This window comes from Uliginosibacterium sp. H1 (assembly GCF_036017065.1).
Taxonomy (GTDB): domain Bacteria; phylum Pseudomonadota; class Gammaproteobacteria; order Burkholderiales; family Rhodocyclaceae; genus Uliginosibacterium.
The window spans coordinates 970,039-996,889 of record NZ_JAYXHR010000001.1; the positions used below are offsets into that span (position 1 = coordinate 970,039).

Sequence of the window (26,851 nt, forward strand, 5' to 3'; positions counted from 1 at the left end):
CGGTGGCTTGCGCTGGGTCAGTCATGCCGCGCTGACACTGGCCTGGCAGGCGGCATGACGAATGGGAACACCGCATTTGTCTTACAATCAGACCAATGCAGCTCTCGCGTAACCAGATCCAGCTCTTTTCGCTGATCGCGGTGTCGATGCTCGCCCACATCACGATGGGCGGCGGCCGCATCACCGCGTCCCTCTTCATGCTGAAGACCAGCGACTCGGCCCTGCTCGCCGGCCTGGCCTACAGCGCCTATGCCTTGCTGCCGGCCTTCCTGTCGCTGCTGATGGGGCGCTGGATCGACCGCGTCGGCGCGCGCTTCGTCATGCGCGTCAGCCAGGCCATGATGGTCGGCGGCCTGGTGATTCCCGCCGTGCTGCCCCACATGGGCACCGTGTTGTTCAGCGCCATGCTGTGCGGGCTGGGCTTCGCCAGCTACATGCTGGCCGCCAACGTGGCGGTGAGCATGATGCCCTTCGAGCGTGACGGCGACCGCGTGGGCATGCTGGCCTGGCTGTCGATGGGCAACTCGGTGGCCGCCGTGGGCGGGCCGACGGTGGCCGGCTACATGATCGACCACCACGGCTTTGGCGCCGCCTACGCGACGATGGCCGTCATCGTCGGCTGCAGCCTGGTGGTGTCGTTCTGCGTCGACGTACCCGGCGATGCCGGCGGGCCGCGCAAGGACAAGGCGCAGGGCGAGAGCGTGGTGCGCATGGTGTTCCGCGACCCCCGCGTGCTGCGCATCTACCTGCTGGCCATGGTGCTATCGATGGCGCACGACGGCTTCACTTTCATGATGCCGGTGCTGGGCCACGAGCGCGGCTTCTCGGCCACCGCCATCGGCATGGTGATGTCGGCGCTGGCGGTGGGCACCTTCGGCATGCGGACGATCCTCCCCTGGCTGTCGCGCCAGTTGAGCGAGTGGCAGTTGCTGGTGCTGGCCTACGGGGTGATCGGCAGCGCCTTCCTGCTGTTGCCGCTGGCATACAGCGTGTACTTCCTGGCGGCGCTCGGCTGCGCGCTGGGCATGGCGCAGGCCACCGGCCAGCCCAGCGTGCTGAGCCTGATCTATCGCGCGATGCCGGAAGGCAAGGCCGGCGAAGGCGCGGGCCTTCGCTCGATGATGGGCAACACCGTGGGCCTCACCGCGCCTTCCCTGTACGGCAGTGTTGCCGGCGTGTTCGGCGCGGTGCCGGTGTTCATCGGCGTGGGCTGCGTGGCCTGCGTGGCGAGCTGGCAGGCCTGGGTGGGCTGGCTGGGCAGCCGGGCACCGCAGGCGCGCTGAGGGGCACGATTTAGTGGTGGGTGTCGGGCTTTCGCTTGTTCAGCCCGACCTGCGCCTTCCTCATACCCCGCTCAGGCGCGATAGCGCGGGCTAAGCGCAGCGAAGCCCGACACCTGCTCCCACGGCCGGCATCGCCTCCAGCACCGCCACTCCGCTTATCCACATTAAGAATAAGAACCTTAGTTTTTATTCCTTTTTTGCGGATAAGCATCTAAATAGACTGCACGCTTTCCTTATAAGAAGAGCGACAGCATGTCTTCCGCGTCTTACGCGATTCCTGCTCCCGAGGCGCCGGCGGCCAACAGCCGGCCCCGCCGCAGCAAGCCTTTCCGGGTATTGCCGGGTTTCGGCCTGACCCTGGGCTACACCCTGGTCTACCTGTCGTTGATCGTGCTGATCCCCCTCGGCGGCGTGTTCCTGAAGGCCAGCGGCCTGGGCTGGGAGGCGTTCTGGAACGTGATCTCCGCGCCGCGCATGGTGGCGTCCTACAAGCTGTCCTTCGGCGCTTCGCTGCTGGCGGCCGGCATCAACACGGTGTTCGGCTTCCTGCTGGCGTGGGCGCTGGTGCGCTATGACTTCTTCGGCAAGCGCGTGGTCGATGCGCTGGTCGACCTGCCCTTCGCCCTGCCCACCGCCGTGGCCGGCATCGCGCTGGCCACCGTGTATTCGCCCAAGGGCTGGATCGGCTCCGCGCTGGAGCCGCTGGGCATCAAGGTGGCCTACACGCCGCTGGGCGTGCTGGTGGCGCTGGTGTTCATCGGCCTGCCCTTCGTGGTGCGCACGGTGCAGCCCATCCTGGAAGACCTGGAGACCGAGCTGGAAGAAGCCGCCGCCAGCCTGGGGGCACAGCGCTGGACGACCTTCCGCCTGGTCATCTTCCCGCTGCTGCTGCCGGCGATCCTCACCGGCTTCGCGCTGTCCTTCGCGCGTGCCGTAGGTGAGTACGGCTCGGTGATCTTCGTGGCCGGCAACATCCCGATGGTGTCGGAAATCACCCCGCTGATGATCATCACCAAGCTGGAGCAGTTCGACTACCGCGGCGCCACGGCGATTGCCACCGTCATGCTGGTCGCATCCTTCGTCCTGCTGTTCGCCATCAACGGGCTGCAGGCCTGGAGCGCGCGTCGTATCGGGAGGGCCGTGTAATGGCCGGCTCTACCACCATGCAGGTGCACCGCCAGGCGGCGCACTACGAAGGCAACCCGGCCACGAGCGAGGCAGCGTGGATCAAGTGGAGCATCGTCGGCGTGTCGCTGGCGTTCTTCGCCCTCTTCCTGCTGGTGCCCCTGGCAGCGGTGTTCGCCGAGGCGCTGAAGAAAGGCTGGGTGGTCTACTTCGAGTCGCTGGTTGACCCGGACGCGCTGGCAGCGGTGAAGCTGACGCTGATCGCCGCGCTCATCGCGGTGCCGCTGAACCTGGTATTCGGCGTGAGTGCGGCCTGGGCCATCGCGCGCTTCGAGTTCCGCGGCAAGCAGTTGCTCACCACGCTGATCGACCTGCCGTTCTCGGTGTCGCCAGTCATCGCGGGCCTGATCTACATCCTGATGTTCGGTGCCCAGGGTTACTTCGGCCCCTGGCTGCGCGAGCACGACCTGAAGATCGTCTTCGCCGTGCCGGGCATCGTGCTGGCCACCGTGTTCGTGACCTTCCCCTTCGTGGCGCGTGAGCTGATTCCGCTGATGCAGGCACAGGGCAAGGAGGAAGAGGAAGCCGCCATCGTGCTGGGCGCCAACGGCTGGCAGACCTTCTGGCACGTGACCCTGCCGAACATCAAGTGGGGCCTCATCTACGGCGTGGTGCTGTGCAACGCGCGGGCGATGGGCGAATTCGGCGCGGTGAGCGTGGTGTCCGGCCACATCCGTGGCGAGACCAACACGATGCCGCTGCACATCGAGATCCTCTACAACGAGTACCAGTTCGCTGCCGCCTTCGCCGTGGCATCCCTGCTGGCCCTGCTGGCGCTGGTCACGCTGGTCATCAAGACGTTTGTGGAATGGCAAGTTGCGAACAGCAACAAGAACGTGAAAGGTGAAACGTGAAATGTGATGCCCCCTCCCTGCCCTCCCCCCGCCGGGGGAGGAAAGCGCGCCATGCGCGACGTGCATTCCGTTTCACCTTTCACGTTTCACATTTCACCGGGTCAGCAAAATGAGCATCAAGGTCGAGAACATCCACAAGCAGTTCGGCAACTTCGTCGCGCTCAACAACGTGTCGCTGGACTTTCCCGGCGGCGAGCTGGTCGCCCTGCTGGGCCCGTCCGGCTGCGGCAAGACCACCCTGCTGCGCATCATCGCCGGCCTGGAACGCGCCGACAGCGGCCGCGTGCTGCTGGACGGCGAGGACGCCTCCGAGACCCACATCCGCGAACGCCAGGTCGGCTTCGTGTTCCAGCACTACGCACTGTTCCGCCACATGAGCGTGTTCGACAACGTGGCCTTCGGCCTGCGCGTGAAGCCGCGCAAGGAGCGCCCGAGCGAGGACGTCATCCGCCGCAAGGTGAAGGAATTGCTGGAACTGGTGCAGCTGGACTGGCTGGCCGACCGCTTCCCGTCGCAACTGTCCGGCGGCCAGCGCCAGCGCATCGCGCTGGCCCGTGCGCTGGCGGTGGAACCCAAGGTGCTGCTGCTCGACGAGCCCTTCGGCGCGCTGGACGCCAAGGTGCGCAAGGAGCTGCGCCGCTGGCTGCGCCGCCTGCACGACGAACTGCACATCACCAGCATCTTCGTGACCCACGACCAGGAAGAGGCGATGGAAGTGTCCGACCGCGTGGTACTGATGAACCACGGCAACGTGGAGCAGATCGGCAGCCCGAACGAGGTGTACCAGTCGCCGGCCACGCCCTTCGTGTATGGCTTCCTCGGTGCGGTGAACCTGTTCCACGGGCGCGTCGACGGCGGCCACGTGCAACTGGGCGATCACCTGCACCCGCACGCCCACCCCCACGCCGACCCGCTGCCGCACGGCGCCGAAGTGATTGCCTTCGCCCGCCCGCATGAGCTGCAGATCGTCACCGACGCCGGCGAGACGCGCGGCATCGGCGCCACTGTGTCGCGCGTGCTGAGCTTCGGCGCCAGCACCCGCGTGGAACTGGAAAGCGAGCTGCGGGAAGGCGACGCCCACAAAGGCACGCCGCGCCACATCGAAGTCGAGCTCAGCCGCGAACAGAGCGCACTGCTGGCGCTCGCCAGCGGCCAGCGCGTGCGCGTGCTGCCGGCGCAGCTGCGGGTGTTCCCGCGCAACGCCTGACCCCCCGATAACAAAGTGCCTACTACCCCAGCACGGAGAAACGTCTCATGAACTTCCAGCAACTGCGCATCATCCGCGAGACGGTGCGCCAGAACTTCAACCTGACCGAAGTCGCCAACGCGCTGTTCACCTCGCAGCCGGGCGTGTCCAAGCACATCAAGGACCTGGAGGACGAACTGGGCGTGGAGCTCTTCGTCCGCCGCGGCAAGCGCCTGCTGGGCCTCACCGAGCCGGGCAAGGAACTGGTGGTCATCGTCGAGCGCATGCTGCTGGACGCGAAGAACATCAAGCATCTGGCCGAGCAGTTCACCCAGCGCGACCAGGGCCAGCTGACCGTGGTGACCACGCACACGCAGGCACGCTACGCGCTGCCGCAGGTGGTGGCGGCGTTCAAGAAGGAATTCCCCAAGGTGCACCTGGCGCTGCATCAGGGCAGCCCGCAGGAGATCGTCGACCTGCTGCTGTCCGGCGAGGCCGACATCGGCATCGCCACCGAAGCGCTGGACACGCAATCCGAGCTGGTGAGCTTCCCGTACTACGACTGGCACCACGCGCTGATCGTGCCGCCGGACCATGCCCTGCTGGAAACCAGGCCGCTGACCCTGGCGGCTATCGCCGAGCATCCGGTGATCACCTACCACGAGGGCTTTACCGGCCGCGCCCGCATCGACCGCGCATTCGCCGAGGCCGGACTGGTGCCGGACGTGGTGATGTCCGCGCTGGACGCCGACGTCATCAAGACTTACGTGGAGCTGGGCCTGGGCGTGGGCATCGTGGCCAGCATGGCCTACCAGCCCAAGCGCGACCCGGAGCTGCGCCTGATCGAATGCGACGCGCTGTTCGGCAACAACACCACGCGCATCGCGGTGCGCCGCGGCCACTACCTGCGCGGCTTCGCCTACCGCTTCATCGAGCTGGCCACGCCGTCGCTCACCGAAGCCACGGTGCGCGCCGAAGTGAACCCCTCGCGCGACGCAGCGCTGGTCTGATCGACGCGAAAAAAACGCTCTGCCACCGCAAGGTGGCAGAGCGGAGACACCCGACCAAAGGGAAACGCGGGCGTATGCGCAAACCGGACGTGCAGATACGTCCATGCGCATCTTCGTTTCCCTGCGTTGCAGCAAGATGATGGACGGCCGACAGGCCGGATCAGCCTGCGGCGCACATGTCACAGCCCGCATGTCGCCCACCGCCCGCGTTATGCGGAATCGGCATAAGCAATTCACCTGATCGCCACATTCCTGATCGTTCCGGCTGAGAGAATCCGGCGCGCTCGCCCGAGCACGCCCATCGCAGACGATCATGAAAATCCGCCACCCGGACCTGCAGGACCAGGCCATCAACCCCGAACACGCCGCTCTGGGCCTGCCGCCCGTGGAGTACGCCGTCACCCACGCGTACGACCATCCGCTGCTGCGCATCGCCCATTACATCGTGGGCGCGGTGCTGGTCACCCTGCTGGCCTACCTGGCCTATCGCCTGTTCTGGGCCAATGGCAGTGCGAAGTCGGGCACCGAACTGATCGCCGAGGCGTTAAGCAACCCGGCCTTCTGGAGCGCGGTGGGTGTCGGCCTGCTGGCCCAGGTCATCGACGGCGCTTTGGGCATGGCCTACGGCATCACCTCCACCAGCTTCCTGCTGGCAGCGGGTGCGCCGCCGGCGATGGCCAGTGGCGCCACCCACCTCGCGGAAGTCTTCACCACCGGCGTTTCCGGCGTCGCCCACCTCAAGCTGGGCAACGTGAACCGCCGCCTGTTCTTCAGCCTGCTGCTGCCGGGCATCATCGGGGCGCTGCTGGGCACCTGGGTGCTCACCAGCGTGGACGGCAAGGCCCTGCGCCCCTGGGTGAACGGCTACCTGTTGCTGATGGGCCTGTACGTACTCAGCAAGGCCTTCCGCAAGCATCGCCGCACGGCCTCCATCGAACCGAAGCGCATTGCACCGCTGGCCATGTTCGGCGGCTTCATGGACACCACCGGCGGGGGCGGCTGGGGGCCCATCGTCACCACCTCACTGGTCGGCGCCGGGCACGACCCGCGCACCACCATCGGCTCGGTGAATCTGGCCGAGTTCTTCCTCACCGTCAGCGTGGCCACGGCCTTCTTCACCATCCTCGACGACACGGTGTGGGTGCTGGTGGCGGGGCTGGCCATCGGCGGCCTTTTCGCGGCACCGCTGGCGGCCTACCTGACGCGCCACCTGCAGGCCCGCACGCTGCTGATCCTGGTGGGCTGCCTGATCAGCGCGGTCAGCGTGTTCAACCTGAGTCGCTGAGGGGTTCCGAGGTACGACGACAGGGGCGCTGACAAAACGATTCAGGCCAGGCGCGCCGACGAAGACAGTACAAGTCGTACGGCGAGGAGGTGCAACAACGCCAGAATCGTTTTTGTCAGCGCCGCCCGTGGAGTGCGAAGGGATGGCAAACGGGGTACCCTTACACCCCTTCGCCCCAATTTTTCCCCGTTTCCGCAGTATGAGCATTGTCATCAAGACGCCGGAAGACATCGAGAAGATGCGCGTCGCCGGCCGTCTGGCCTCCGAAGTGCTGGACTACATCACGCCGCACGTCCAGCCCGGCGTCACCACCGAGGAACTCGACCGCCTGTGTCATGAATACATGGTGAAGGAACAGGGCTCTATCCCCGCGCCGCTGAACTACCAGCCGCCCGGCTACACGCCCTACCCCAAGGCCATCTGCACGTCGGTGAACCACGTGGTGTGCCACGGCATCCCCGGCCCCAAGCCGCTGAAGCGTGGCGACTCGGTGAATCTCGACATCACGATCATCAAGGACGGCTACCACGGCGACAACAGCCGCATGTTCCTGGTGGGTGGCGAAGCCGCGGCCACCATCCAGTCCCGCCGCCTGGCGCAGATCACCTACGAATGCATGTGGCTGGGCATCGCCAAGGTGCGCCCGGGTGCACGCCTGGGCGACATCGGCCACGTGATCCAGCGTCACGCCGAGAACGCCGGCTACTCGGTGGTGCGCGAATTCTGCGGCCACGGCATCGGCAAGAAATTCCACGAGGAACCGCAGGTGGTGCACTACGGCCGCCCCGGCACCGGCGTGGAGCTGCGCGAAGGCATGATCTTCACCATCGAGCCGATGATCAACGCCGGCAAGGCCGCCATCTCCGAGCTGCCCGACGGCTGGACCATCATCACCAAGGACCGCTCGCTGTCCGCCCAGTGGGAACACACCGTGCTCGTCACTGCCGACGGCTACGAAGTGCTCACGGTTTCCGCAGGGTCGCCCGCCCCCTACCTCCCGGCCCAGGCCTGATCTCCGCATGGAAGTCGCGCGCGAAGTCCTCGACGCGCTGCGCAAGGTCCTGACCGAGGGCCGCACGCAGCTCCGCCTCGCCTACGAGGAAGATGCCCGCCCGCAGCGCCTGCTGGCCGGCCGCGCGAAGCTGGTGGACCACGTGCTCACCACGCTGTGGCAGGCCTGCTACCTCCCCTCCTCCGCCACGCTGGTGGCCGTGGGTGGCTATGGCCGCGGCGAGCTGTACCCGCAGTCGGACGTCGACATCCTCGTGCTGCTGGCAGAGGAAGCCGACGACGCCCTGCAGGCCACCATCACCGGTTTCGTCGGCTACCTGTGGGACCTCGGGCTGGACATCGGCCACAGCGTGCGCACGGTGGACGAGTGCCTGGCCGAGGCCGAGCACGACATCACCGTGCAGACCACCTTGCTGGAGTCGCGCCGCCTCACCGGCAACCGGGATCTCTATAGCGGCTTCGTGCAGCGCGTGGCGATCGCGATGGACCCGGCCGCCTTCTTCCACGCCAAGCGTGCGGAGCAGGAGCAACGCTACAACCGCTTCCAGGACACGCCCTTCGCGCTGGAACCCAACTGCAAGGAAAGCCCCGGCGGCCTGCGCGACCTGCAGACCATCGTGTGGCTGGCGCTGGCCTGCGGCCTGGGCACGCGCTGGAACGACCTGGCACGCCACGGCCTCATCACCGAGGAAGAGGTCGCCGAGCTGAAGAGCGCCGAGCGCTTCATGCAGCACGTGCGCATCCGCCTGCACCACATCGCCGGCCGCCGCGAAGACCGCATCATCTTCGACCTGCAGGAAACCCTGGCGAAGGCCTTCGGCTTCAGCGCCACGCGCAACCGCCGCGCGTCCGAAGTGCTGATGCAGCACTACTACCGCACGGCCAAGAAGATCGTCCAGCTCAACACCATCCTGCTGCAGAACATCGCAGTGCGCTTCCAGTCGCTGGCCGATGCCACGCCGCGGCCACTCGACGGGCGCTTCCGCATCCTCGGCGACACGCTGGACATCACCCACGACCAGCTCTTTGAACGCGACCCGCACGCCCTGCTCGAATGCTTCCTGCTGATGATGGAGCACCCCGAGCTGAAGAACATGAGCGCCCGCACGCTGCGTGCGCTGTGGCGTGCCCGCAAGCTGGTGGACGCGCAATTCCGTCGCGACCCGGTCAACCGCAAGAACTTCCTGGAGCTGTTCAAGCAGCCGCGCGGCCAGACCCACGAGTTCCGGCGGATGAACCAGTACGGCATCCTCGGCGCCTACCTGCCCGCCTTCGGCCGCATCGTCGGCCAGATGCAGCACGACCTCTTCCACGTCTACACCGTGGACCAGCACATCCTGCAGGTGCTGCGCAACGCGCGCCGCTTCTCGCTGGACGAGCACGCGCACGAGTACCCGCTGATGACGCGCCTGATGAGCGCCTTCGACGCGCCCTGGCTCATCTACGTCGCGGCGCTGTTCCACGACATCGCCAAGGGCCGCGGTGGCGACCACTCCAAGCTGGGCATGAACGACGCCCGCCGCTTCGCGCGCGACCACGGCCTGTCGAAGGAAGATGCCGACCTGCTGGTGTGGCTGGTCGAACACCACCTCACCATGTCGCAGGTCGCGCAGAAGCAGGACCTCAGCGACCCGGACGTCATACGCGGCTTCGCCACCCTGGTCGGCGACGAACGCCACCTCACCGCGCTGTACCTGCTGACCCACGCCGACATCCGCGGCACCAGCCCGAAGGTGTGGAACGGCTGGAAGGCCAAGCTGCTGGAAGACCTCTTCCTCGCCACCCGCCGCCTGCTGCACGGCGACCTGCCTGAAGCCGCGCTCGGCGTCACCGAACGCCAGGAGAACGCCCGCGAGCGCCTGCGCTACTACGGCCTCATGCCCGGCTCGGAAGACGCGCTGTGGAAGGAGCTGGACACCGTCTACTTCATGCGCCACGACAGCGAGGAAATCGCCTGGCATACGCGCATGCTGTACTACCGTCCCGAGTCCGACGAACCCATCGTGCGTGCCCGCCCCCACCAGGTGGAGCAAGGCCTGCAGGTCATGGTCTACACCCGCGACCAGCGCGACCTCTTCGCACGCATCTGCGGCTACTTCAGCCGCATGGGCTTCAGCATCCTGGACGCGAAGATCCACACCACCAGCCACGGCTACGCGCTGGACAGCTTCGTCGTGCTCGACCCGGCCAGCAACACCGGCGACTATCGCGACGTCATCGGCCTGATCGAACACGAACTCACCGAACGCCTCACCACCCAGGCCCCACTCGACACGCCCAGCGCCGGCCGCCTGTCACGCCTGATCAAGCACTTCCCCGTCACGCCCAGCATCACCCTGATGCCCGACGAACGCGGCCAGCGCTACATCCTCTCCATCATCGCCACCGACCGCCCCGGCCTGCTCTACACCGTGGCCCGCACGCTGGCGGAACACGACGTGAACCTGCACACCGCAAAGATCGCCACGCTGGGCGAGCGGGCTGAGGACACGTTCCTGGTGAGCGGCCCGAACCTCGGGCACAGCGGGAAGACGGTGCAGCTGGAATCGGATCTGATCGAACGCCTACGGGTTTGACGTAGGGCGTACGGTGGGCTATAGACAAACCCACGCGCCCACCACACTCTTCAGCCTATCGAGCCAGCACCTACCAAGGCTCCGTCATTCCTGCGAAGGCAGGAATCCAGTGTCGTTGGTGCTGCCTTGAATGTCCTGCCGGCTCCCGCTGTGAGTTTTGAACTCACTCGTTACGCTTGGCCGGGAGTTCGCCCCGGCGGGCGACATACTCTCTGCTGCGCGGCAGAGAGTATGCAGAGAACGCGCCCCGCTTCCGCCGCCGTGCTTCTAGGTCGTATTATTCGGCGCGCTGCGCTTCGCTTGATTGTTCAGCGCAAATGCCGAACGATTCGATATACGGGCTCTAAAGTTGCATGGAATGAACATTCTGCTTCTCATCCTTTCGACTGTTTTTGCGGCCATTGCCTGGCATGCAGACACCACGCCCTTGACATCATTTCCACAGGAGCGTGTTCGGGTTCAGTCGATCACCAGAGCAATGCATGGTGTAACGGAGACAGTTTTCGTTGCAGATGACGGAAGCCAGTTCTCTTGTCATCAAGATAAAACTGGTGGATGTGCCGCTGATTCGATGCTCGCAATTCAGTCAAGAAACGAGTACGTCAACATCTGGCACGATGACGATGAAGTTGTCGGGATTGCCCACAGCAACAAACTTCTGTGGTCTCAAGTCGGCGGCAATGTATCTGCCAAGGCTTTTGCAACCAGCATGTCTATCGCCTTGCTTCTGATTGCTGCTATCCGTATCGCCATTCGTAGCGGGGCTATTAACAGATCGAGGAAGGATGGCGCTTCACTCGAACCGCCCCTCACTCGGCTTTCAGGTAAGGCCGACGAATCTGCACGGCCCCATTCCCCTCTGCAGCCGCCGAGCAGCACAGCCGTGACGAGGGATCGCGCGTAGCGCGACGGCGAGGACTGTCTGAGCGCGTAAGCGCGAGTTCCGCAGCCGCTCGGCATGGCGCGCAGCGCAGGGGACCACACGAAGCGTGGCGACGGAAGCGGGGCGCGTTTTTGGGCTACCTTTTGCCGCGCAGCAAAAGGTAGCTCGCCCGCCGGGGCGAACTCCCGGCCAAGCGTAACGAGTGACCACCCCGCTCACGGCGGGAGCCGGCAAGTAACCAAAGACGAAACCAACGACACTGGATTCCTGCCTTCGCAGGAATGACGGAGCGATACTGCGTACAGACGCGACAACCGTGTCCCCTCCGTTGAGTCGACAAGGTCTATCAAGCAAACAGCCCGCAATCGCGGGCTGTTTTTTCTACGAACGACCGGTTATCCCGGCCGCGTACTCATCAGTTACGGAACGAGCACTTGTTCGGGTTGCCACCCGGGTCGCGACCGAAGGCGGCCACGGTACAGGCGACGCTGTTGCCCACGCCGACGTACTTCAGCTCCCAGTTGCCCTTGCGGCCGAAGGCCACCCAGCCGGTGCCGCGACGCACCGTGCAGGTCTCGCCGGCGTCCGAGCACTTGGAGAAGTTGTTCGGATAATCACCCGTCCCGGACAGGACCGGCGGCGTGCCGCCAGACGAGCTGGTGGACGACGAGCTCGACGAACTGCTGGAGGACGAGCTGGAGCTGCTCGACGAGGAGCTGGAGGAAGAGGACGACGAGGAGCTGCTGGAAGAGCTGCTCGACGAACCGCTACCCGACGAGGACGAGGAAGACGACGAGGAGCTCGACGAGCTGCCGGCACCGGACGAGGACGAGCTGGACGACGAGCTCGACGTGCTGCCGCAGGCCGAGGCCGTCAGTTGCGCACCGTTCTTGCCCACGCCGGCGTAGTTGGCCAGCTTGTCCTTCACGCACTGCGGGGAGACCGGCTCGTAGGTGTAGGGCAGCGTCTTGGTGAACACGCCGGTGGTGGTCCAGGTGTTGGCGTTGATGCCACCGCTGCCCGGGTCATCCCAGGAGATGCCATAGGTGGCGTTGTCGGCCGCGCTGGTGGCGTTGTTGCCGCGCAGGTCCCACTTGCCGCAGTTCACGGTGTCGAAACGGCAGGTCACCGGGTTCAGCGAGTTCTGGAACCAGTTCTTCTCGATCAGGGCCGAGCCGCCGGTACGCACGTTGATGCCGGAGCCGGTGATCTGGTCGTAGAAGTTGTTGTAGGCGTGCACCCAGCCACCACGTTGCAGCGGCAGGCGGCCGTCCACGTTGCGGTAGATGTTGTGGTGGAAGGTCAGCTCGCGACCGTTGGCGATGTCGCTGGCGGAAGAACCATCCAGGCCGACCTTCTTGCTATCGTGGATGTAGTTGTACGAGACGGTGATGTTGTGCGAATCCTTCTTGATGTCCAGCGCGGCTTCGAAGGTCAGGTCGCCGTCGGGCGAGCCCTTGCACTCGTTGTTCACGGCGAACAGCTCGTTGTGGTCGATCCACACGTTGGAGCCGCTGTCGATGCGGATCATGTCGGCGTCGTTCGCAGCACCGGCCAGCGCGCCGATCTTCATGTTGCGCACGACGACGTTGTTGGAGCCGCCGTTGATGACGATGCCGAAGTTGGCCGACGAGCCGTTGGCACCTTCGATGGTCACGCCGGCGGTGAAGTTCTTCACTTCAACCTTGCGGTAGGCCTCGCTCCAGCGCGGCTTCGGGCAGTTGCCGGAGGCGTCGACAGTGTGGTCGCGTACGACCGATGCGATCAGCGCATCTTCGTTGCCGGTGTAGGTGATGTGCACCGGGTAGGCACCGGTCGAGACCTTGGTGCCTGCGTCGTTGATGCGTGCGTTGTCGATGATGCCCTGGATCTGTTCCAGGCTGGACGCGGTGAACTTGCGGGCGCTGCCGATGTTGCCGTCGGCAGTCGAGAAACCGCCGGTCGGGGCCGCGAAGGCCGTCGTACAGGCGAGTAAGGACAATGCCGCAGCCAGCGGCTTTAGCTTGAATTGCATGGTGACCTCTCTCCGAGAAGGATTTTCTTGTATTGGGGTAGCGCGCCGGCGGTGGTGTCCATACCGCCGACCACCCGCTGCGCAGATCTGGCAACAGGCGACATTAGTCTGACAAGCGCGCCATCCTTCTTTCAAGGTTGCCGATCCAGACCGGTGGATGCCAGCCGATGTACGGCGGAGCCGCGGATCCGCGCCTGGCAGCTTGTCGTCAGACTGTCACACGGGCTGTCGTCCGCCAGCGTCGGTGCCCTGCTCCCGCGCCCCGGAAAAGCAGACAGCCCGCTGATGCGGGCTGTCCTGTCTGGCTCGGTGCGGCACGCCAGTGCGCGCCGCAACCAGCCCGGCGCAACCTTATGGCGTGCGACTCACTCCAGCGCCTGGGCCAGTTGCTGCAGCCATTCGTTGACGCCCGTTGCCGGCACGTTGAGCGTGTGGCGCGTCATCGTTGCCGTCGGATAGCCGCCCACCTCGCTCTGGCTGTTGACCAGGGCACCCTTGCGCTGGCGGAAGTTGTCGACGATGCGCGTGTCCACCGCGTCGCGGTCACGCGGGCGGGCGCCGGCATGCTGCAGCACCTGCTCGGTCACCGAGCCCACCGGCAATGCGGACAGGCCGGTAGGCCACACCGGTGCCGCGCTCAGCTGCCTGATGCCAGTGCCGAATGTTTGCGGCACGCTGGCGCCGTTGCGGTCGTAGGCAAGGTTGTCGGTCATCCACACGTCGCCACCGGTGGTGTTGCTGCCCACCAGGCCGAGGCCGGACTTGGTGTTCACGCCGTGGTGCATGACGTTGCCGACGATGGCCACGCGCGGGTTGGGCGGCAGCGTGCGGCCGGACCATTCGCTCTCGATGGTGCCCATGCGGATGGCCCACACGCCGGGGTTGTAGATCAGGTTGTTGACGATGACGCCGGTGGCGCCGCCCTTGTACCAGGGGTTGCGTTCATCGTTGTGGGCGTACAGGTTGCCGATGACGGCCACGTCGGTGACGTTGTCGTGGATCAGCGAGCCCATGGAGTGGGTGCCCTTGGCGTGCGAGGAGTCGTGCAGTGCTTCGGCCACGATGTTGTTCGACAGCGTGACGCGGCGTGCGGTGCCGTTCGGGCCGTCATAGCGCGGGCCGGACACGGACAGGTTCTCGTCCGTCCCCCAGGCGAAGCTGCAATGGTCGACGACGATGTTGTAGGCACTGGCGCCCTCGATCGCCACGTCCTTCTCGAAGCCGCTGCCCTTCGCTGCGCCGGCGTCGCCGATGCGGAAGCGGATGTGCTGCATCAGCACGTCGTGGGTGTTGATCTTCATGCCGGCGCGGATCAGCGTGATGCCGGGCGACGGCGCGGTCTGGCCGGCGATGGTCACGAAGGGCTCGGTGATCTTGAGGTCGCTCTTGTTGAGGTCGATTACGCCGCCCACTTCGAACACGATGATGCGCGGGCCGCTCGCGGCCAGGGCTTCGCGGAAGGAGCCGGCGCCGGTGGAGGCCAGCGTGGTGACGCGGATGATGCGCCCACCACTGCCGGCCACCGTCTCGGTGCCGAAGCCCTTCAACGCGGGCGCCGCGGGGCCGCTGCCGGAGGAGGACGAGCCGGAAGACGACGAGGACGACGACGAAGAGCTGGATGACGAGCTGCTCGAAGATGAACTGGAGCTGCTGGAAGAAGAACTGCTCGAGCTCGATGAGCTGGAGGAGGAGCTGGAAGACGAACTCGATGAGGAGCTCGAAGAAGAACTCGACGAAGAGCTGGATGAAGACCCGGGGCTCGACGGCACCGAGCATTCATTGACGCCCCCGCCGATGCGACCGCCGAAGGTAGCCTCGGTGCATGACAGCACCCCCGCCGCCAGCGTCTTGTAGATGAACTGGTCGGCACGGCCGAAGGCAACGTTCGCCGCACTGCCCAGCGTGCAGGTCGCGCCTTCCTTGCACACCGTCACGTAGCCACTCGGGCGGTTGGCCGCGCTGGCCGTGCCGGCCAGGCTCAGGGCCAGCAGGCCCAGGCCGATCCATGTCTTTCTCATCGTTTGTCTCTCCTCGTTGTTGTGGTGATGCAGCCCGCAGACTGCCACATCGATAAAGCGCGGGCCAAAAAAAACCTGCCACCGGGGTGGCAGGTTTCTGTGTCGCCGGTCAGGCCGCGGCGCTCAGTTCTGGATGGAGCACTTGTTCGGGCTGCCGCCAGGATCGCTGCCGAAGGCGGACACGGTACAGGCGACGCTGTTGCCCACGCCGACGTACTTGCTCACCCACTTGCCCTTGCGGCCGAAGGCCACCCAGCCCGTGCCCTTGGACACGTTGCAGGTACCACCCAGTTCGGCGCACTTCGAGAAGCCGCTCGGGTAGTCACCCGTGCCACCCAGCACCGGTGCCGAGCCGCCCGAGGACGAGCTGCTGGAGGAAGAAGAACTGGAGCTGGAGCTGGAGCTGGAGCTGCTGCTCGACGAGGAGGAGCTCGACGAACTGCTCGAGGACGACGACGAGCTGGAGCTGCTGCTCGAAGAAGACGAGGACGACGAACTCGACGAGCTGCTCGACGAAGAGCTGCTACCACCCGACGAGGACGAGGAGCTGGACGACGACGAAGTGCCGCAAGCAGAGGCCGTCAGTTGCGCGCCGTTCTTGCCCACACCGGCGTAGTTGGCCAGCTTGTCCTTCACGCACTGCGGGGTGACCGGTTCGTAGGTGTAGGTCAGCGTCTTCGGGAAGGCGCCCGTGGTGGTCCAGGTGTCAGCATTCACGCCACCACCGGAATCGGTCCAGGTGATGTTGTAGGTTGCGTTGCTGGCTGCACTGGTGACGTTGTTGCCACGCAGGTCCCACTTGCCGCAGTTGACCACGTCGTAGCGGCAGGTCACCGGGTTCACAGCGTTCTGGAACCAGTTCTTCTCGATCAGCGCGTAACCACCGGTGCGGACGTTGATGCCCGACTCGGTGATCTGGTCGTAGAAGTTGTTGTACACGTGGATCCAGCCACCGCGTTGCAGCGGCAGGCGGCCGTTCACGTTGCGGTAGATGTTGTGGTGGAAGGTGATCTCGCGGCCACCACCGATGTCGGAGGACGACGAACCATCCAGGCCGACTTTCTTGCTGTCGCGGATGACGTTGTACGAGACGGTGATGTTGTGCGAGTCCTTCTTGATGTCGATCGCGCTCTCGAAGGTCAGGTCGCCGTCGGGCGAGCCAGCACATTCGTTGTTCACCGCGAACAGCTCGTTGTGGTCGACCCACACGTTGGAGCCGCTGTCGATGCGGATCATGTCGGCGTCGTTGGACGCGCCGCCCAGGGCACCGATCTTCATGTTGCGCACGACGACGTTGTTCGAGCCGCCGCTGATGACGATACCGAAGTTGGCCGACGAGCCGTTGGCGCCTTCAATGGTCACGCCAGCGGTGTAGTTCTTGATCTCGACCTTGCGGTAGGTGTCGCTCCAGTGCGGCTTCGGGCACTTGCCCGAGGCATCCACGGTGTGGTCGCGCACGATGGTGGCGATCAGCGAATCTTCGTTGCCGGTGTAGGTGATGTGCAGCGGGTAGGCACCGGTGGAAACCTTCTTGCCGGCATCGTCGTAACGCGCGGCGTCGATGATGGCCTGCATCTGTTCGAAGGTGGACGCGCTGAACTTGCGGGCGCTGCCGATGTTGCCGTCAGCGGTGGAGAAGCCACCGGTGGGCGCAGCGAAGGACGACTGGGCAGCAACCAACAACAGCCCTGCAACCACAGGGTTGAGCTTGAACTTCATGACTTGTTGTCTCCTGTTGGAATTATGTTCCGGCCACTCTCGCCCGCTTTGCCGCGTAGCTGAGGTGGTCGGGTCACAGCCCGGTCGTGACTGCAGAAACCCGTCTGTAACACTGACAGTCTGACAAGTCTCCCTAGATAGTTCAAGCATCAAACTTCAAAAACCGTGAATGCTGCACACCGCTCTACGTCTGGCTTTGCGCCGAAACGCAGTGCAGCATCCGCTAAACCAAAGTCTTACAAAGACTTATCCGGAGCCTCTTGCGCGACACGGAAAATCGGCAAAATCGACCCGCCAGCGTCGCAAGCCTGCAGAAACTACAGAGCGGACGGCCGTATTGGTTTACCCGAAAAACCAAAATGCTTGAAACGGCCTTGTGCCAGGCCTGACGCGAGCCTTTCGGGGAGGCTACGGTCAGGGGCGCCAAGGGTTCAGGCAGGCCGGTGAGCCTCGGCCAGGTAGGCGTGCGAGCGCATCTCGACCAGCCGCGACACCGTGCGCGGAAACTCCTGCGCGTTGGGCCCCTCGCGATACAAGGTGTGGGCTTCGGCCTCGGCACTGGCGATCAGCTTGGTGCGGGAGTCGTACAGCACGTCGATGAGCCAGGTGAAGCGCCGCGCCTCGTTGCTCTGGTCGCGGCCCATGACGGGAATGTCGGAGACCACCAGGGTGTGGTGCTCGCGGGCGATTTCCAGGTAGTCGTTCTGCGAACGCGGCCCGCCGCACAGCATGGCGAAACTGAACCAAGCGACGCCGGGCGCGAGCCGCACAGCCGGGATCTCGCGTTCCAGCACGTTCAGGCTGCCGGCGCGGCCCTCCACGCCCGCAATGCGTTCGAAGTGCGCTTCCAGCACGCTGTCAGCCTCCGTCCCGGCCGGCACCAGGAAGATGTTCATCTGCTGCAGCTCACGCAGACGGTAGTCGGTGCCGTCGTCCACTTCCTTCACATCGAAGTGGGCCTTGAGGTATTCGATGGCCGGCAGGAAGTTCTGCCGTTGCAGGCCGCCGGGGTAGAGGCCATCCGGCGGATAGTTGGATGTCATCACGAAGATGACGCCACGACTCATCAGCGCTTCCAGCAAGCGGCCCAGGATCATCGCCTCGGCGATGTGCGAGACGTGGAACTCGTCGAAGCACAGCAACCGCGTCTGCTGGGCCACTTCGTCCGCCACCTGCGACAGCGGGTCCTCGTTGCCGGCATGCGCACGCAGCCGGCCGTGTACCTCCTGCATGAAGGCATGGAAGTGCACGCGACGCTTGCGGGTGTAGGGCACGGCCTCGAAGAAGCAGTCCATGATGAAGCTCTTGCCCCGCCCCACGCCGCCCCAGAGGTACACGCTCTTCGGCGGCTCGGGATGGATGAACAGCTTGCGCAGCGCGTTGCGCCGCCGCGCCTTGAAGTCGAGCAGTTGCGTGTAGAGCTGCTGCAGGCGGTTCACCGCCCCACGCTGCGCCGGATCGGACTTGTAGCCGCGCAGCTTGAGCTGCGTTTCGTAGGCGTCGATGACGCCGTTCTCGGGGACGTTGAGGATGCGGTAGGACATGTCTCTGGAAGGACGAAGGGAGAAGGAGCAGGGCAGCCTTTACAGGCCGGGCGCATTGCCCTCCCCTCCTCCTTCTCCCTTCCTTGCTACAGGCAATGACGATCGGTCAGAAGTGCAGCGAGCGCTTCTCCACCGCCAGCATGGCCTCGTGCATGACTTCCGACAGCGTCGGGTGCGCGTGGCTGATGCGGGCGATGTCCTCGGACGACGCAGCGAACTCCATGGCGGTCACGGCTTCGGCGATCAGCTCCGAAGCATTGGTGCCGATGATGTGCACGCCCAGGATGGTGTCGGTCTCGGCATGCGCCAGCACCTTCACGAAACCGGTGCTGTCGCCCTGGCTCAGTGCGCGGCCGTTGGCCAGGAAGGGGATCTTGCCTTCCTTGAACGGCACGTTGGCGGCCTTGAGCTCCTGCTCGGTCTTGCCCACCCAGGCGATTTCCGGATGTGTGTAGATGACCCAGGGAATGGTGTCGTAGTTGATGTGGCCCGCCTGGCCGGCGATCACCTCGGCAACCATCACGCCCTCTTCCATGCCCTTGTGCGCCAGCATCGGGCCGGGCACCACGTCACCCACGGCCCACACGTTGCGCAGGTTGGTCGAGCAGTGCTCGTCCACCTTCACACGGCCGCGCTCGTCGAGCTGCAGGCCGATAGCGTTGGCGTTGAGGCCATCGGTGTTGGGCACGCGGCCCACGGCGACGATCAGCTTGTCGAATTCCTGGGTCTGCTCGCCTTCCTCGGTCTCGTACTTCACGACGACCGAATTCTTCTTGGCGGTGACTTCCTTCAGCTTGATGCCCAGGCTGATCTTCATGCCCTGCTTGGTGGTGAAGATCTTCCAGGCTTCCTTGGCAACGGCGCTGTCGGCGGCAGCCAGGAAGTCCGGCATGGCTTCGAGGACCGTGACTTCGGAACCCAGGCGCTTCCACACCGAGCCCATCTCCAGGCCGATCACACCGGCGCCGATGACGCCCAGCTTCTTCGGCACGTCGGCGATGTCCAGCGCGCCGACGTTGTCGACGATCAGCTTCTGGTCGACCGGGATGCCCGGCAGGTGACGCGGGCTGGAGCCGGTGGCGATGATGACGTGCTTGGCACGCACTTCCTCTTCGCCGATCTTCACGCGCCAGGTGCCGTTGTCGTCGGCCAGGAAGCTGCCGTGGCCGGGCAGGAAGGTGACCTTGTACTTCTTGAACAGACCCTTGATGCCGGTGACCAGCTGCGTGACGATGTTGTCCTTACGTTTGATCATCGTCGGCACGTCGATCGACACGCCTTCGGTCTTGATGCCGTGCATGACGAAGGAATGGTTGGCCTGGTCGTACAGCTCGGACGAGTGCAGCAGCGCCTTGGACGGGATGCAACCCACGTTCAGGCAGGTGCCGCCCAGACGCGGCTCACCCTTCGGATCGGCATAGGGCTGGGATTCGCAGCAAGCGGTCTTCAGGCCCAGTTGCGAGGCACGGATGGCCGCCACGTAGCCGGCGGGGCCGCCGCCGATGACGACGACGTCGAATTCTTGACTCATGTCTCTTTCCTTTGGTGAAAGGTGAAATGTGAAGCGTGATGCCCCCTCTCCGGCCCTCCCCCTGCCGGGGGAGGGAGGAGCGCAGACGCCGCGCTACGTTTCACCTTTCACTTTTCACGTTTCACTTCGTCCGGTCAGACTTCCAGCAGCAGGCGCGCCGGGTCTTCCAGCGCTTCCTTCATCGTCACCAGACCCAGCACGGCCTCGCGACCGTCGATGATGCGGTGGTCGTAGGACATGGCCAGGTAGTTGATCGGGCGGATGACGATCTGGCCGTTCTCCACCACCGGGCGGTCCTTGGTGGCGTGGATGCCGAGGATCGCGGATTGCGGCGGGTTGATGATCGGCGTCGACAGCATGGAGCCGAAGATGCCGCCGTTGGAGATCGAGAACGTGCCGCCGGTGAGCTCTTCGATGCTGAGCTTCCCGTCGCGGGCCTTGGCGCCGTACTCGGCGATCTTCTTCTCGATGTCGGCCAGGGTCATCTGGTCGGCATTGCGCAGGATCGGCACCACCAGGCCGCGCGGCGAGCCGACGGCGATGCCGATGTCGAAGTAGCCGTGGTAGACGATGTCATTGCCGTCGACCGAGGCGTTCAGCACCGGGTACTTCTTCAGCGCGGCGACGGCGGCCTTCACGAAGAACGACATGAAGCCCAGCTTGACGCCGTGCTCCTTCTCGAACTTCTCCTGGTACTTCTTGCGCATCTCCATCACCGGCGCCATGTTCACTTCGTTGAACGTGGTCAGGATGGCGTTGGTGGCTTGCGACTGCAGCAGGCGCTCGGCCACGCGGGCACGCAGGCGGCTCATCGGCACGCGCTGTTCCGGGCGGTCACCCAGCACGGACTCGACAGCCACCGGGGCCGGCGGTTGCGGCAGCGGCTGGCCGGCACCGACAGTCACCGGCACCACGGCGGCAGCATTGACGCTGCTGCCAGCGGCCGGCTTGGACACGCCCAGCGCATCCGCCTTGGTGATGCGGCCGCCAGGGCCGCTGCCCTGCACGGTGGAGGGATCGACGCCCTTCTCGGCGAGGATCTTCTTGGCGGCCGGGCCGGAGCCGGCAGCGCCGGTACCTGCACTGGCAGCGGCAGCCGGTGCTGCAGCGGGAGCAGCCGCGGCCGGCTTGGCGTCAGCGGCCGGCGCAGCAGCACCCGCCTTGGCTTCGGTGTCGATGTGGGCGATGACTTCACCGCTCGTCACGGTGGAGCCGTTGCCCTTGATGATCTTGACGATCACGCCATCGGCCGGCGCCGGGGTTTCCAGCACGACCTTGTCGGTCTCGATGTCGATCAGGTTCTGGTCGCGCCCAACGGCTTCGCCTTCCTGCTTGTGCCAGGAGACCAGCGTTGCCTCCGACACGGATTCCGACAGCTGCGGAACTTTCACTTCGATCAGCATGTTGTTATTCCTCTGCTTCCTTTGGGCGGACGGCTACTTTGCCGGCGCCGAGTCCTGATTGAGCGCACCGAGCGCGCCTTCGATGACGGCCTTCTGCTGCACGTTGTGCTTGGCGTAGTACCCCACCGCCGGCGAGGCGGAAGCGGGACGGCAGATCAGGTGCAGGGTCTGATCCTTGCGCAGACATTTCGCGAGGTGCTGACGCGACACGAACCAGTACCAGCTGCCCTGGTTGCGCGGCTCTTCCTGACACCACACCACTTCCTTGGCATTCGGGTACTTGTTGATCTCGGCGTCGAACGCAGCTTCGGGGAACGGATAGAGCTGCTCGATGCGCACGATGGCAATGTCCTTCAGCCCCTTCGCGCGGCGCTCGGCCAGCAGTTCATAGTAGATCTTGCCGCTGCACAGCACGATGCGCTTCACCTTCTTGGCATCGAGCGGGTCCACTTCGCTGATGACGGTCTGGAACTGGCCATTGGCGAGTTCTTCCAGCGTCGACACGGCGTCCTTGTGGCGCAGCAGCGACTTGGGCGTCATGACCACCAGCGGCTTGCGGAACGGGCGCTTCTGCTGGCGACGCAGCAGGTGGAAGATCTGCGCCGGCGTGCTGGGCACGCAGACCTGCCAGTTGTCTTCCGCGCACAGCTGCATGTAGCGCTCCAGGCGGGCGGAGGAGTGCTCCGGACCTTGGCCTTCGTAGCCGTGCGGCAGCAGCATGGTGATGCCGCACTTGCGGCCCCACTTGGCTTCGCCAGAGCTGATGAACTGGTCGATGACGACCTGCGCACCGTTGCCGAAGTCGCCGAACTGCGCCTCCCACACGGTCAGCTGGTTGGGTTCGGTGGTGGCATAGCCGTAGTCGAAACCGAGCACGCCGGCTTCCGACAGCACCGAGTCGAACAGCTGGAACGGGGCCTGGCCATCCTGCACGTGCTGCAGCGGAATGTAGCTGCCAGCGTCCCAGCGCTCGCGGTTCTGGTCGTGGAACACGGCATGGCGGTGGAAGAAGGTGCCACGACCGACGTCCTGGCCGGAGATGCGCACGCCATAACCTTCGGCCAGCAGCGTGGCGTAGGCCAGGTTCTCGCCCATGCCCCAGTCCAGCGGCTGGTTGCCATCGCCCATGGCCTTGCGGGCCTCGACGATGTTGGCCACGCGGGAATGCAGCGTGAAGCCTTCCGGCAGGTCGGTCAGGCGCTTGGCCAGACGCTTCAGTTCGTTGAGCGGCACACTGGTGTTGGATTCATCGGTGTACTCGTGGCCGATGAAAGGCGTCCAGTCCACCGCGAACTTGCGGTTGTGGCCGGCCAGCGCCGGGTTGTACAGCAGCTCGCCGCGATCCAGGTGCGCGCGGTAGTCGGCGATGATCTGGTCCGGCTCGCCACCGGTACACACGCCCTGACCCACCAGCTTGTCCGCGTACAGCTTGCGGGTGCCGGGGTGCTGGGCGATCTTCTTGTACATCAGCGGCTGCGTGACCATCGGCTCGTCCTGCTCGTTGTGGCCGAGCTTGCGGAAACACAGCAGGTCGATGACGACGTCCTTCTTGAAAGTCTGGCGGAACTCGACGGCGATCTGGCAGGCCAGCGCCACAGCTTCGGGATCGTCGCCATTGACGTGGAACACCGGTGCATCAGCCATCTTGAAGATGTCCGTGCAGTACATCGAGCTGCGCGCATCGCGCGGGTCCGACGTGGTGAAGCCGATCTGGTTGTTGACGACCAGGTGGATCGCACCGCCGACGCCGTAACCGCGCGTCTGGCTGAAATTCAGGATTTCCTGGTTGATGCCCTGGCCCGCCACCGCGGCGTCGCCGTGGATCAGGATCGGCATGACCTGGCTCATCTCGGTGTCGTTGCGGCGCTTCTGGCGCGCATACACCGAACCCAGCACCACCGGATTGACGATCTCGAGGTGGGACGGGTTGAACGCCAGCGACAGGTGCACCGGACCACCCGGGGTGGTGACGTCACTGGAGAAACCGTTGTGGTACTTCACGTCACCGGCGGACAGGTCGTCGGCATGCTTGCCTTCGAACTCGGAGAACAGCGTCGCGGGGCTCTTGCCCAGCGTGTTCACCAGCACGTTCAGACGGCCGCGGTGGGCCATGCCGATGACGATTTCCTGCACGCCCAGCTTGCCGGCGGTGTTGATGAAGTTGTCCATCGCGACGATGGCGGAGTCACCACCTTCCAGCGAGAAGCGCTTCTGGCCGACGTACTTGGTGTGCAGGTACTTCTCCAGCGTCTCGGCGGCGGTCAGGCGCTCCAGCACGCGCTTCTTGGTCGTGACGTCGAAGCCCGGCGTGGAGCGGATCGGTTCCAGGCGGGCCTGGATCCAGCGCTTCTGGGCGATGTCGCTGATGTACATGTACTCGGCGCCGATCGAGCCGCAGTAGGTCTGGCGCAGCGCTTCCAGGATCTCGCGCAGGGTGGCCTGCGGGTTCTGCTGGAACTGGAACGAGCCGATGTTGAACGGCGCCGACAGGTCGGCTTCAGTGAAGCCGTAGTGCGACGGCTCCAGCTCGGCGATCGCCGGGCGCTCCTGGCGCTTCAGCGGATCGATCTGCGCCCAGCGGTTACCGAGGAAGCGGTAGGCGTTGATGATCTGCAGCACGCCGACCTGGCGCTTGTCGGCCACGCCGGTTGCGGCGCCGCTGGCGCGACTCTGCTTGGCAGCCTGTGCGAAGGACGCGATGACGGGCGCATGCGCCACGTCGCGGCCGGCGCCGGGCAGGTTCTGCAGTGAATCGAAATAGTCGCGCCACTGGTCGGGCACGGCTGCCGGGTTTTCCAGGTAGGCCTCGTACAGTTCCTCCACGAACGGCGCGTTGCTGCCGAAGAGGTACGAGTTGCCCAGGTATTGGTTCATCATGAGATGTGGCCTCTGATGGTCGTCGGGGTAGTCGTTGTGGATACGGAGAGGGGCAGCGCAGCTGCCCCTTCTTCCATGGTGTTCTGGTTCAGCGTTGAGCGATCGGCTTGACGTCGCGTTGGGCAGCACCGGTGTACAGCTGACGCGGACGGCCGATCTTCTGCTCCGGGTCACCGATCATTTCGTGCCACTGGGCGATCCAGCCGATGGTGCGAGCCAGTGCGAAGATGCCAGTGAACAGCGGCACCGGAATGCCCATGGCCTTCTGCACGATGCCGGAGTAGAAGTCGACGTTCGGGTAGAGCTTGCGGGACACGAAGTACTCGTCTTCCAGCGCGATCTTTTCCAGTGCCATCGCCAGCTTGAACATCGGGTCGTCCTGCAGGCCCAGCTCGTTCAGCACTTCGTGGCAGGTCTCGCGCATCAGCGTGGCGCGCGGGTCGTAGTTCTTGTAGACGCGGTGACCGAAGCCCATCAGCTTCACGCCGGAGTTCTTGTCCTTCACCTTGTCGATGAATTCGCCGATCTTGGCCACGCCGCCCTGCTTCATGATGTCGTCCAGCATCACCAGGCAGGCCTCGTTGGCGCCACCGTGCGCCGGGCCCCACAGGCAGGCGATGCCGGCGGCGATACAGGCGAAGGGGTTGGCACCGGAGGAACCGGACAGGCGCACGGTCGAGGTGGAGGCGTTCTGCTCGTGGTCGGCGTGCAGGATCAGGATGCGGTCCAGCGCGCGGGCCAGCACCGGGTTCGGCTTGTACTCCTCGCACGGCGTCGCGAACATCATGTGCAGGAAGTTCTCGGCGTAGTTCAGGTCGTTACGCGGGAACATGAACGGCTGGCCTTGCGTGTACTTGTAGGCCATGGCCACGATGGTCGGCATCTTCGCGATCAGGCGGATCGCGGCGATCATGCGGTGCTCGGGATTGTTGATGTCCAGCGAGTCCTGATAGTAGGCGGACAGCGCGCCGACCACACCGACCAGAATGGCCATCGGGTGCGCGTCGCGGCGGAAGCCCTGGTACAGGCGGGTCAGCTGCTCGTGCACCATGGTGTGCTTGCGCACGGTGCTCTCGAACACGTCGTACTCGGCCTGGTTAGGCAGCTCGCCGTTCTTCAGCAGGTAGCAGGTCTCGAGGAAGTTGGCGTTCTTGGCCAGCTGCTCGATGGGGTAGCCACGGTACATCAGCTCGCCCTTGTCGCCGTCGATGTAGGTGATCGACGACTTGCAGGCGGCGGTGGACATGAACCCCGGGTCGAAGGTGAAGGCACCGGACTTCGCATACAGCGAACGGATGTCGATGACGTCCGGACCGATGGTGCCCGACAGCACCGGGAACTCATAGGACTGGCCGTCGAGGCTCAGCGTGGCGTTCTTTTGCGTAGTCATACCGGTTCCTTACCTTTCTTTAGGAAACTTCCTTCACAGCACCATCGATGCGCGGCCCGCTCTCACGCAGCAGCGCCACCATGTCTCTCCAGCGCTCGACTTCGCATTCGCGACTCCCGTTGACCATGGCCCACAGGTCATGGTCGTCCGCGGTCAGCAGGTCGAGCAGGTTTTCCAGTTGGGCTTCGTCGAGCCCTTCCAGTCTTTCGTTGATGAAGCGCGTGAAGAAAAGGTCCAGTTCCAGCAGACCCCGGCGGCTTCGCCACTTCACACGCTCACGCAACTCATACATAGCTACAACTTCTTTCCTGCGTCATCCCCCTTGCGGACGATGACGCGATTGGGATCACGCTCAGACCGAGCGGGCCAGCATCATTTCCTTGATCTTGCCGATGGCCTTGGTCGGGTTCAGCGACTTCGGGCAGACATCGACGCAGTTCATGATGGTGTGGCAACGGAACAGGCGATACGGATCTTCCAGGTTGTCCAGACGATCGTTGGTCGTCTCGTCGCGGGTGTCCGCGATGAAACGGTAGGCCGCCAGCAGGCCGGCCGGGCCGACGAACTTGTCCGGATTCCACCAGAAGCTCGGGCAGCTCGTGGAGCAGCACGCGCACAGGATGCATTCGTACAGGCCGTTGAGCTCCTCGCGATCTTCCGGCGACTGCAGGCGTTCGCGCTCCGGCGCCGGCGTGTTGTTCACCACGTACGGCTTGATCGAGTGGTACTGCTTGAAGAACTGGGTCATATCCACGATCAGGTCGCGGATGACCGGCAGGCCGGGCAGCGGACGCAGGGTCACGGTGTCGCCCAGCGCTTCGATATCGGTCAGGCAGGCCAGGCCGTTCTTGCCGTTGATGTTCATCGCGTCGGAGCCGCACACGCCTTCGCGGCAGGAACGGCGGTAGGACAGCGAATCATCCTTGGCCTTCAGCTTGGTCAGCGCGTCCAGCAGCTTGCGCTCGGTGCCGTCCAGCTCCAGCGAGATGTCCTGCATGTACGGCGCGGCGTCCTTGTCCGGGTCGTAGCGGTAGATCTTGAAATGCAGAGTCCGTTTGCTCATGTCTTCTGTGCTCCGGCGA

General features: G+C 64.8%; 19 protein-coding genes. 9 read left to right on the forward strand and 10 right to left on the reverse strand.

Annotation, left to right across the window (positions count from 1 at the left end):
* Positions 1–95 precede the first annotated feature (95 nt).
* The 9 genes from VVD47_RS04440 to VVD47_RS04480 all read left to right on the forward strand — a co-directional run bounded on the left by VVD47_RS04440 (position 96) and on the right by VVD47_RS04480 (position 11,294).
* A complete protein-coding gene (locus VVD47_RS04440) occupies positions 96–1,283 on the forward strand; it encodes an MFS transporter (protein ID WP_327602192.1) in 1,188 nt (395 codons plus the stop codon).
* A gap of 252 nt (positions 1,284–1,535) precedes the next feature.
* The gene (gene cysT, locus VVD47_RS04445) at positions 1,536–2,429 is read left to right on the forward strand and encodes a sulfate ABC transporter permease subunit CysT (protein WP_327602193.1); all 894 of its coding nucleotides are present in this window, start codon (positions 1,536–1,538) and stop codon (positions 2,427–2,429) included.
* Positions 2,429–3,322 (forward strand): sulfate ABC transporter permease subunit CysW, encoded by an 894-nt coding sequence (cysW, locus tag VVD47_RS04450; protein WP_327602194.1) that lies wholly within the window; start codon positions 2,429–2,431, stop codon positions 3,320–3,322. The genes cysT and cysW overlap by 1 nt, the downstream gene beginning before the upstream one ends.
* Positions 3,323–3,431: 109 nt before the next feature.
* Positions 3,432–4,529 carry a sulfate/molybdate ABC transporter ATP-binding protein gene (locus VVD47_RS04455; RefSeq protein ID WP_327602195.1) on the forward strand — a complete coding sequence of 366 codons (1,098 nt, stop codon included), beginning with the start codon at positions 3,432–3,434 and terminating at the stop codon, positions 4,527–4,529.
* Positions 4,530–4,576: 47 nt separating this feature from the next.
* On the forward strand, positions 4,577–5,518 hold the full coding sequence (locus VVD47_RS04460) for a CysB family HTH-type transcriptional regulator (RefSeq protein ID WP_327602196.1): 942 nt from the start codon (positions 4,577–4,579) through the stop codon (positions 5,516–5,518).
* A gap of 313 nt (positions 5,519–5,831) precedes the next feature.
* Entirely contained in the window at positions 5,832–6,803 is a 972-nt protein-coding gene (locus VVD47_RS04465) for a sulfite exporter TauE/SafE family protein (protein WP_327602197.1), read from the forward strand.
* 199 nt (positions 6,804–7,002) lie between these two features.
* On the forward strand, positions 7,003–7,815 hold the full coding sequence (map, locus tag VVD47_RS04470) for a type I methionyl aminopeptidase (RefSeq protein ID WP_327602198.1): 813 nt from the start codon (positions 7,003–7,005) through the stop codon (positions 7,813–7,815).
* A 7-nt stretch (positions 7,816–7,822) separates the two neighbouring features.
* Positions 7,823–10,390, forward strand: coding sequence for a [protein-PII] uridylyltransferase (locus tag VVD47_RS04475; protein ID WP_327602199.1), 2,568 nt, complete (start codon positions 7,823–7,825; stop codon positions 10,388–10,390).
* A gap of 358 nt (positions 10,391–10,748) precedes the next feature.
* The gene (locus tag VVD47_RS04480) at positions 10,749–11,294 is read left to right on the forward strand and encodes a hypothetical protein (RefSeq protein WP_327602200.1); all 546 of its coding nucleotides are present in this window, start codon (positions 10,749–10,751) and stop codon (positions 11,292–11,294) included.
* A gap of 394 nt (positions 11,295–11,688) precedes the next feature.
* Here VVD47_RS04480 and VVD47_RS04485 read toward each other — a convergent pair whose 3' ends face one another.
* The 10 genes from VVD47_RS04485 to VVD47_RS04530 all read right to left on the reverse strand — a co-directional run bounded on the left by VVD47_RS04485 (position 11,689) and on the right by VVD47_RS04530 (position 26,832).
* Positions 11,689–13,287, reverse strand: a complete 1,599-nt coding sequence (locus VVD47_RS04485; protein ID WP_327602201.1) for a pectate lyase family protein — start codon at positions 13,285–13,287, stop codon at positions 11,689–11,691.
* A 365-nt stretch (positions 13,288–13,652) separates the two neighbouring features.
* Positions 13,653–15,305 carry a pectate lyase family protein gene (locus VVD47_RS04490; RefSeq protein ID WP_327602202.1) on the reverse strand — a complete coding sequence of 551 codons (1,653 nt, stop codon included), beginning with the start codon at positions 15,303–15,305 and terminating at the stop codon, positions 13,653–13,655.
* 123 nt (positions 15,306–15,428) lie between these two features.
* Positions 15,429–17,024 carry a pectate lyase family protein gene (locus VVD47_RS04495; RefSeq protein WP_327602203.1) on the reverse strand — a complete coding sequence of 532 codons (1,596 nt, stop codon included), beginning with the start codon at positions 17,022–17,024 and terminating at the stop codon, positions 15,429–15,431.
* A 431-nt stretch (positions 17,025–17,455) separates the two neighbouring features.
* The gene (gene zapE, locus VVD47_RS04500) at positions 17,456–18,568 is read right to left on the reverse strand and encodes a cell division protein ZapE (RefSeq protein ID WP_327602204.1); all 1,113 of its coding nucleotides are present in this window, start codon (positions 18,566–18,568) and stop codon (positions 17,456–17,458) included.
* A gap of 106 nt (positions 18,569–18,674) precedes the next feature.
* Positions 18,675–20,099: a dihydrolipoyl dehydrogenase gene (gene lpdA / locus VVD47_RS04505; protein WP_327602205.1), complete on the reverse strand. Its 1,425-nt coding sequence runs from the start codon at positions 20,097–20,099 to the stop codon at positions 18,675–18,677.
* Between the two features lie 134 nt (positions 20,100–20,233).
* Positions 20,234–21,502, reverse strand: coding sequence for a 2-oxoglutarate dehydrogenase complex dihydrolipoyllysine-residue succinyltransferase (gene odhB / locus VVD47_RS04510; protein WP_327602206.1), 1,269 nt, complete (start codon positions 21,500–21,502; stop codon positions 20,234–20,236).
* Positions 21,503–21,535: 33 nt separating this feature from the next.
* Positions 21,536–24,379 (reverse strand): 2-oxoglutarate dehydrogenase E1 component, encoded by a 2,844-nt coding sequence (locus VVD47_RS04515; RefSeq protein WP_327602207.1) that lies wholly within the window; start codon positions 24,377–24,379, stop codon positions 21,536–21,538.
* An 88-nt stretch (positions 24,380–24,467) separates the two neighbouring features.
* Positions 24,468–25,769: a citrate synthase gene (gene gltA / locus VVD47_RS04520; RefSeq protein WP_327602208.1), complete on the reverse strand. Its 1,302-nt coding sequence runs from the start codon at positions 25,767–25,769 to the stop codon at positions 24,468–24,470.
* Between the two features lie 19 nt (positions 25,770–25,788).
* Complete coding sequence (locus VVD47_RS04525) at positions 25,789–26,061, reverse strand: FAD assembly factor SdhE (RefSeq protein ID WP_327602209.1); 273 nt, start codon at positions 26,059–26,061, stop codon at positions 25,789–25,791.
* Between the two features lie 60 nt (positions 26,062–26,121).
* Positions 26,122–26,832, reverse strand: a complete 711-nt coding sequence (locus VVD47_RS04530; RefSeq protein ID WP_327602210.1) for a succinate dehydrogenase iron-sulfur subunit — start codon at positions 26,830–26,832, stop codon at positions 26,122–26,124.
* Positions 26,833–26,851: the final 19 nt, after the last annotated feature.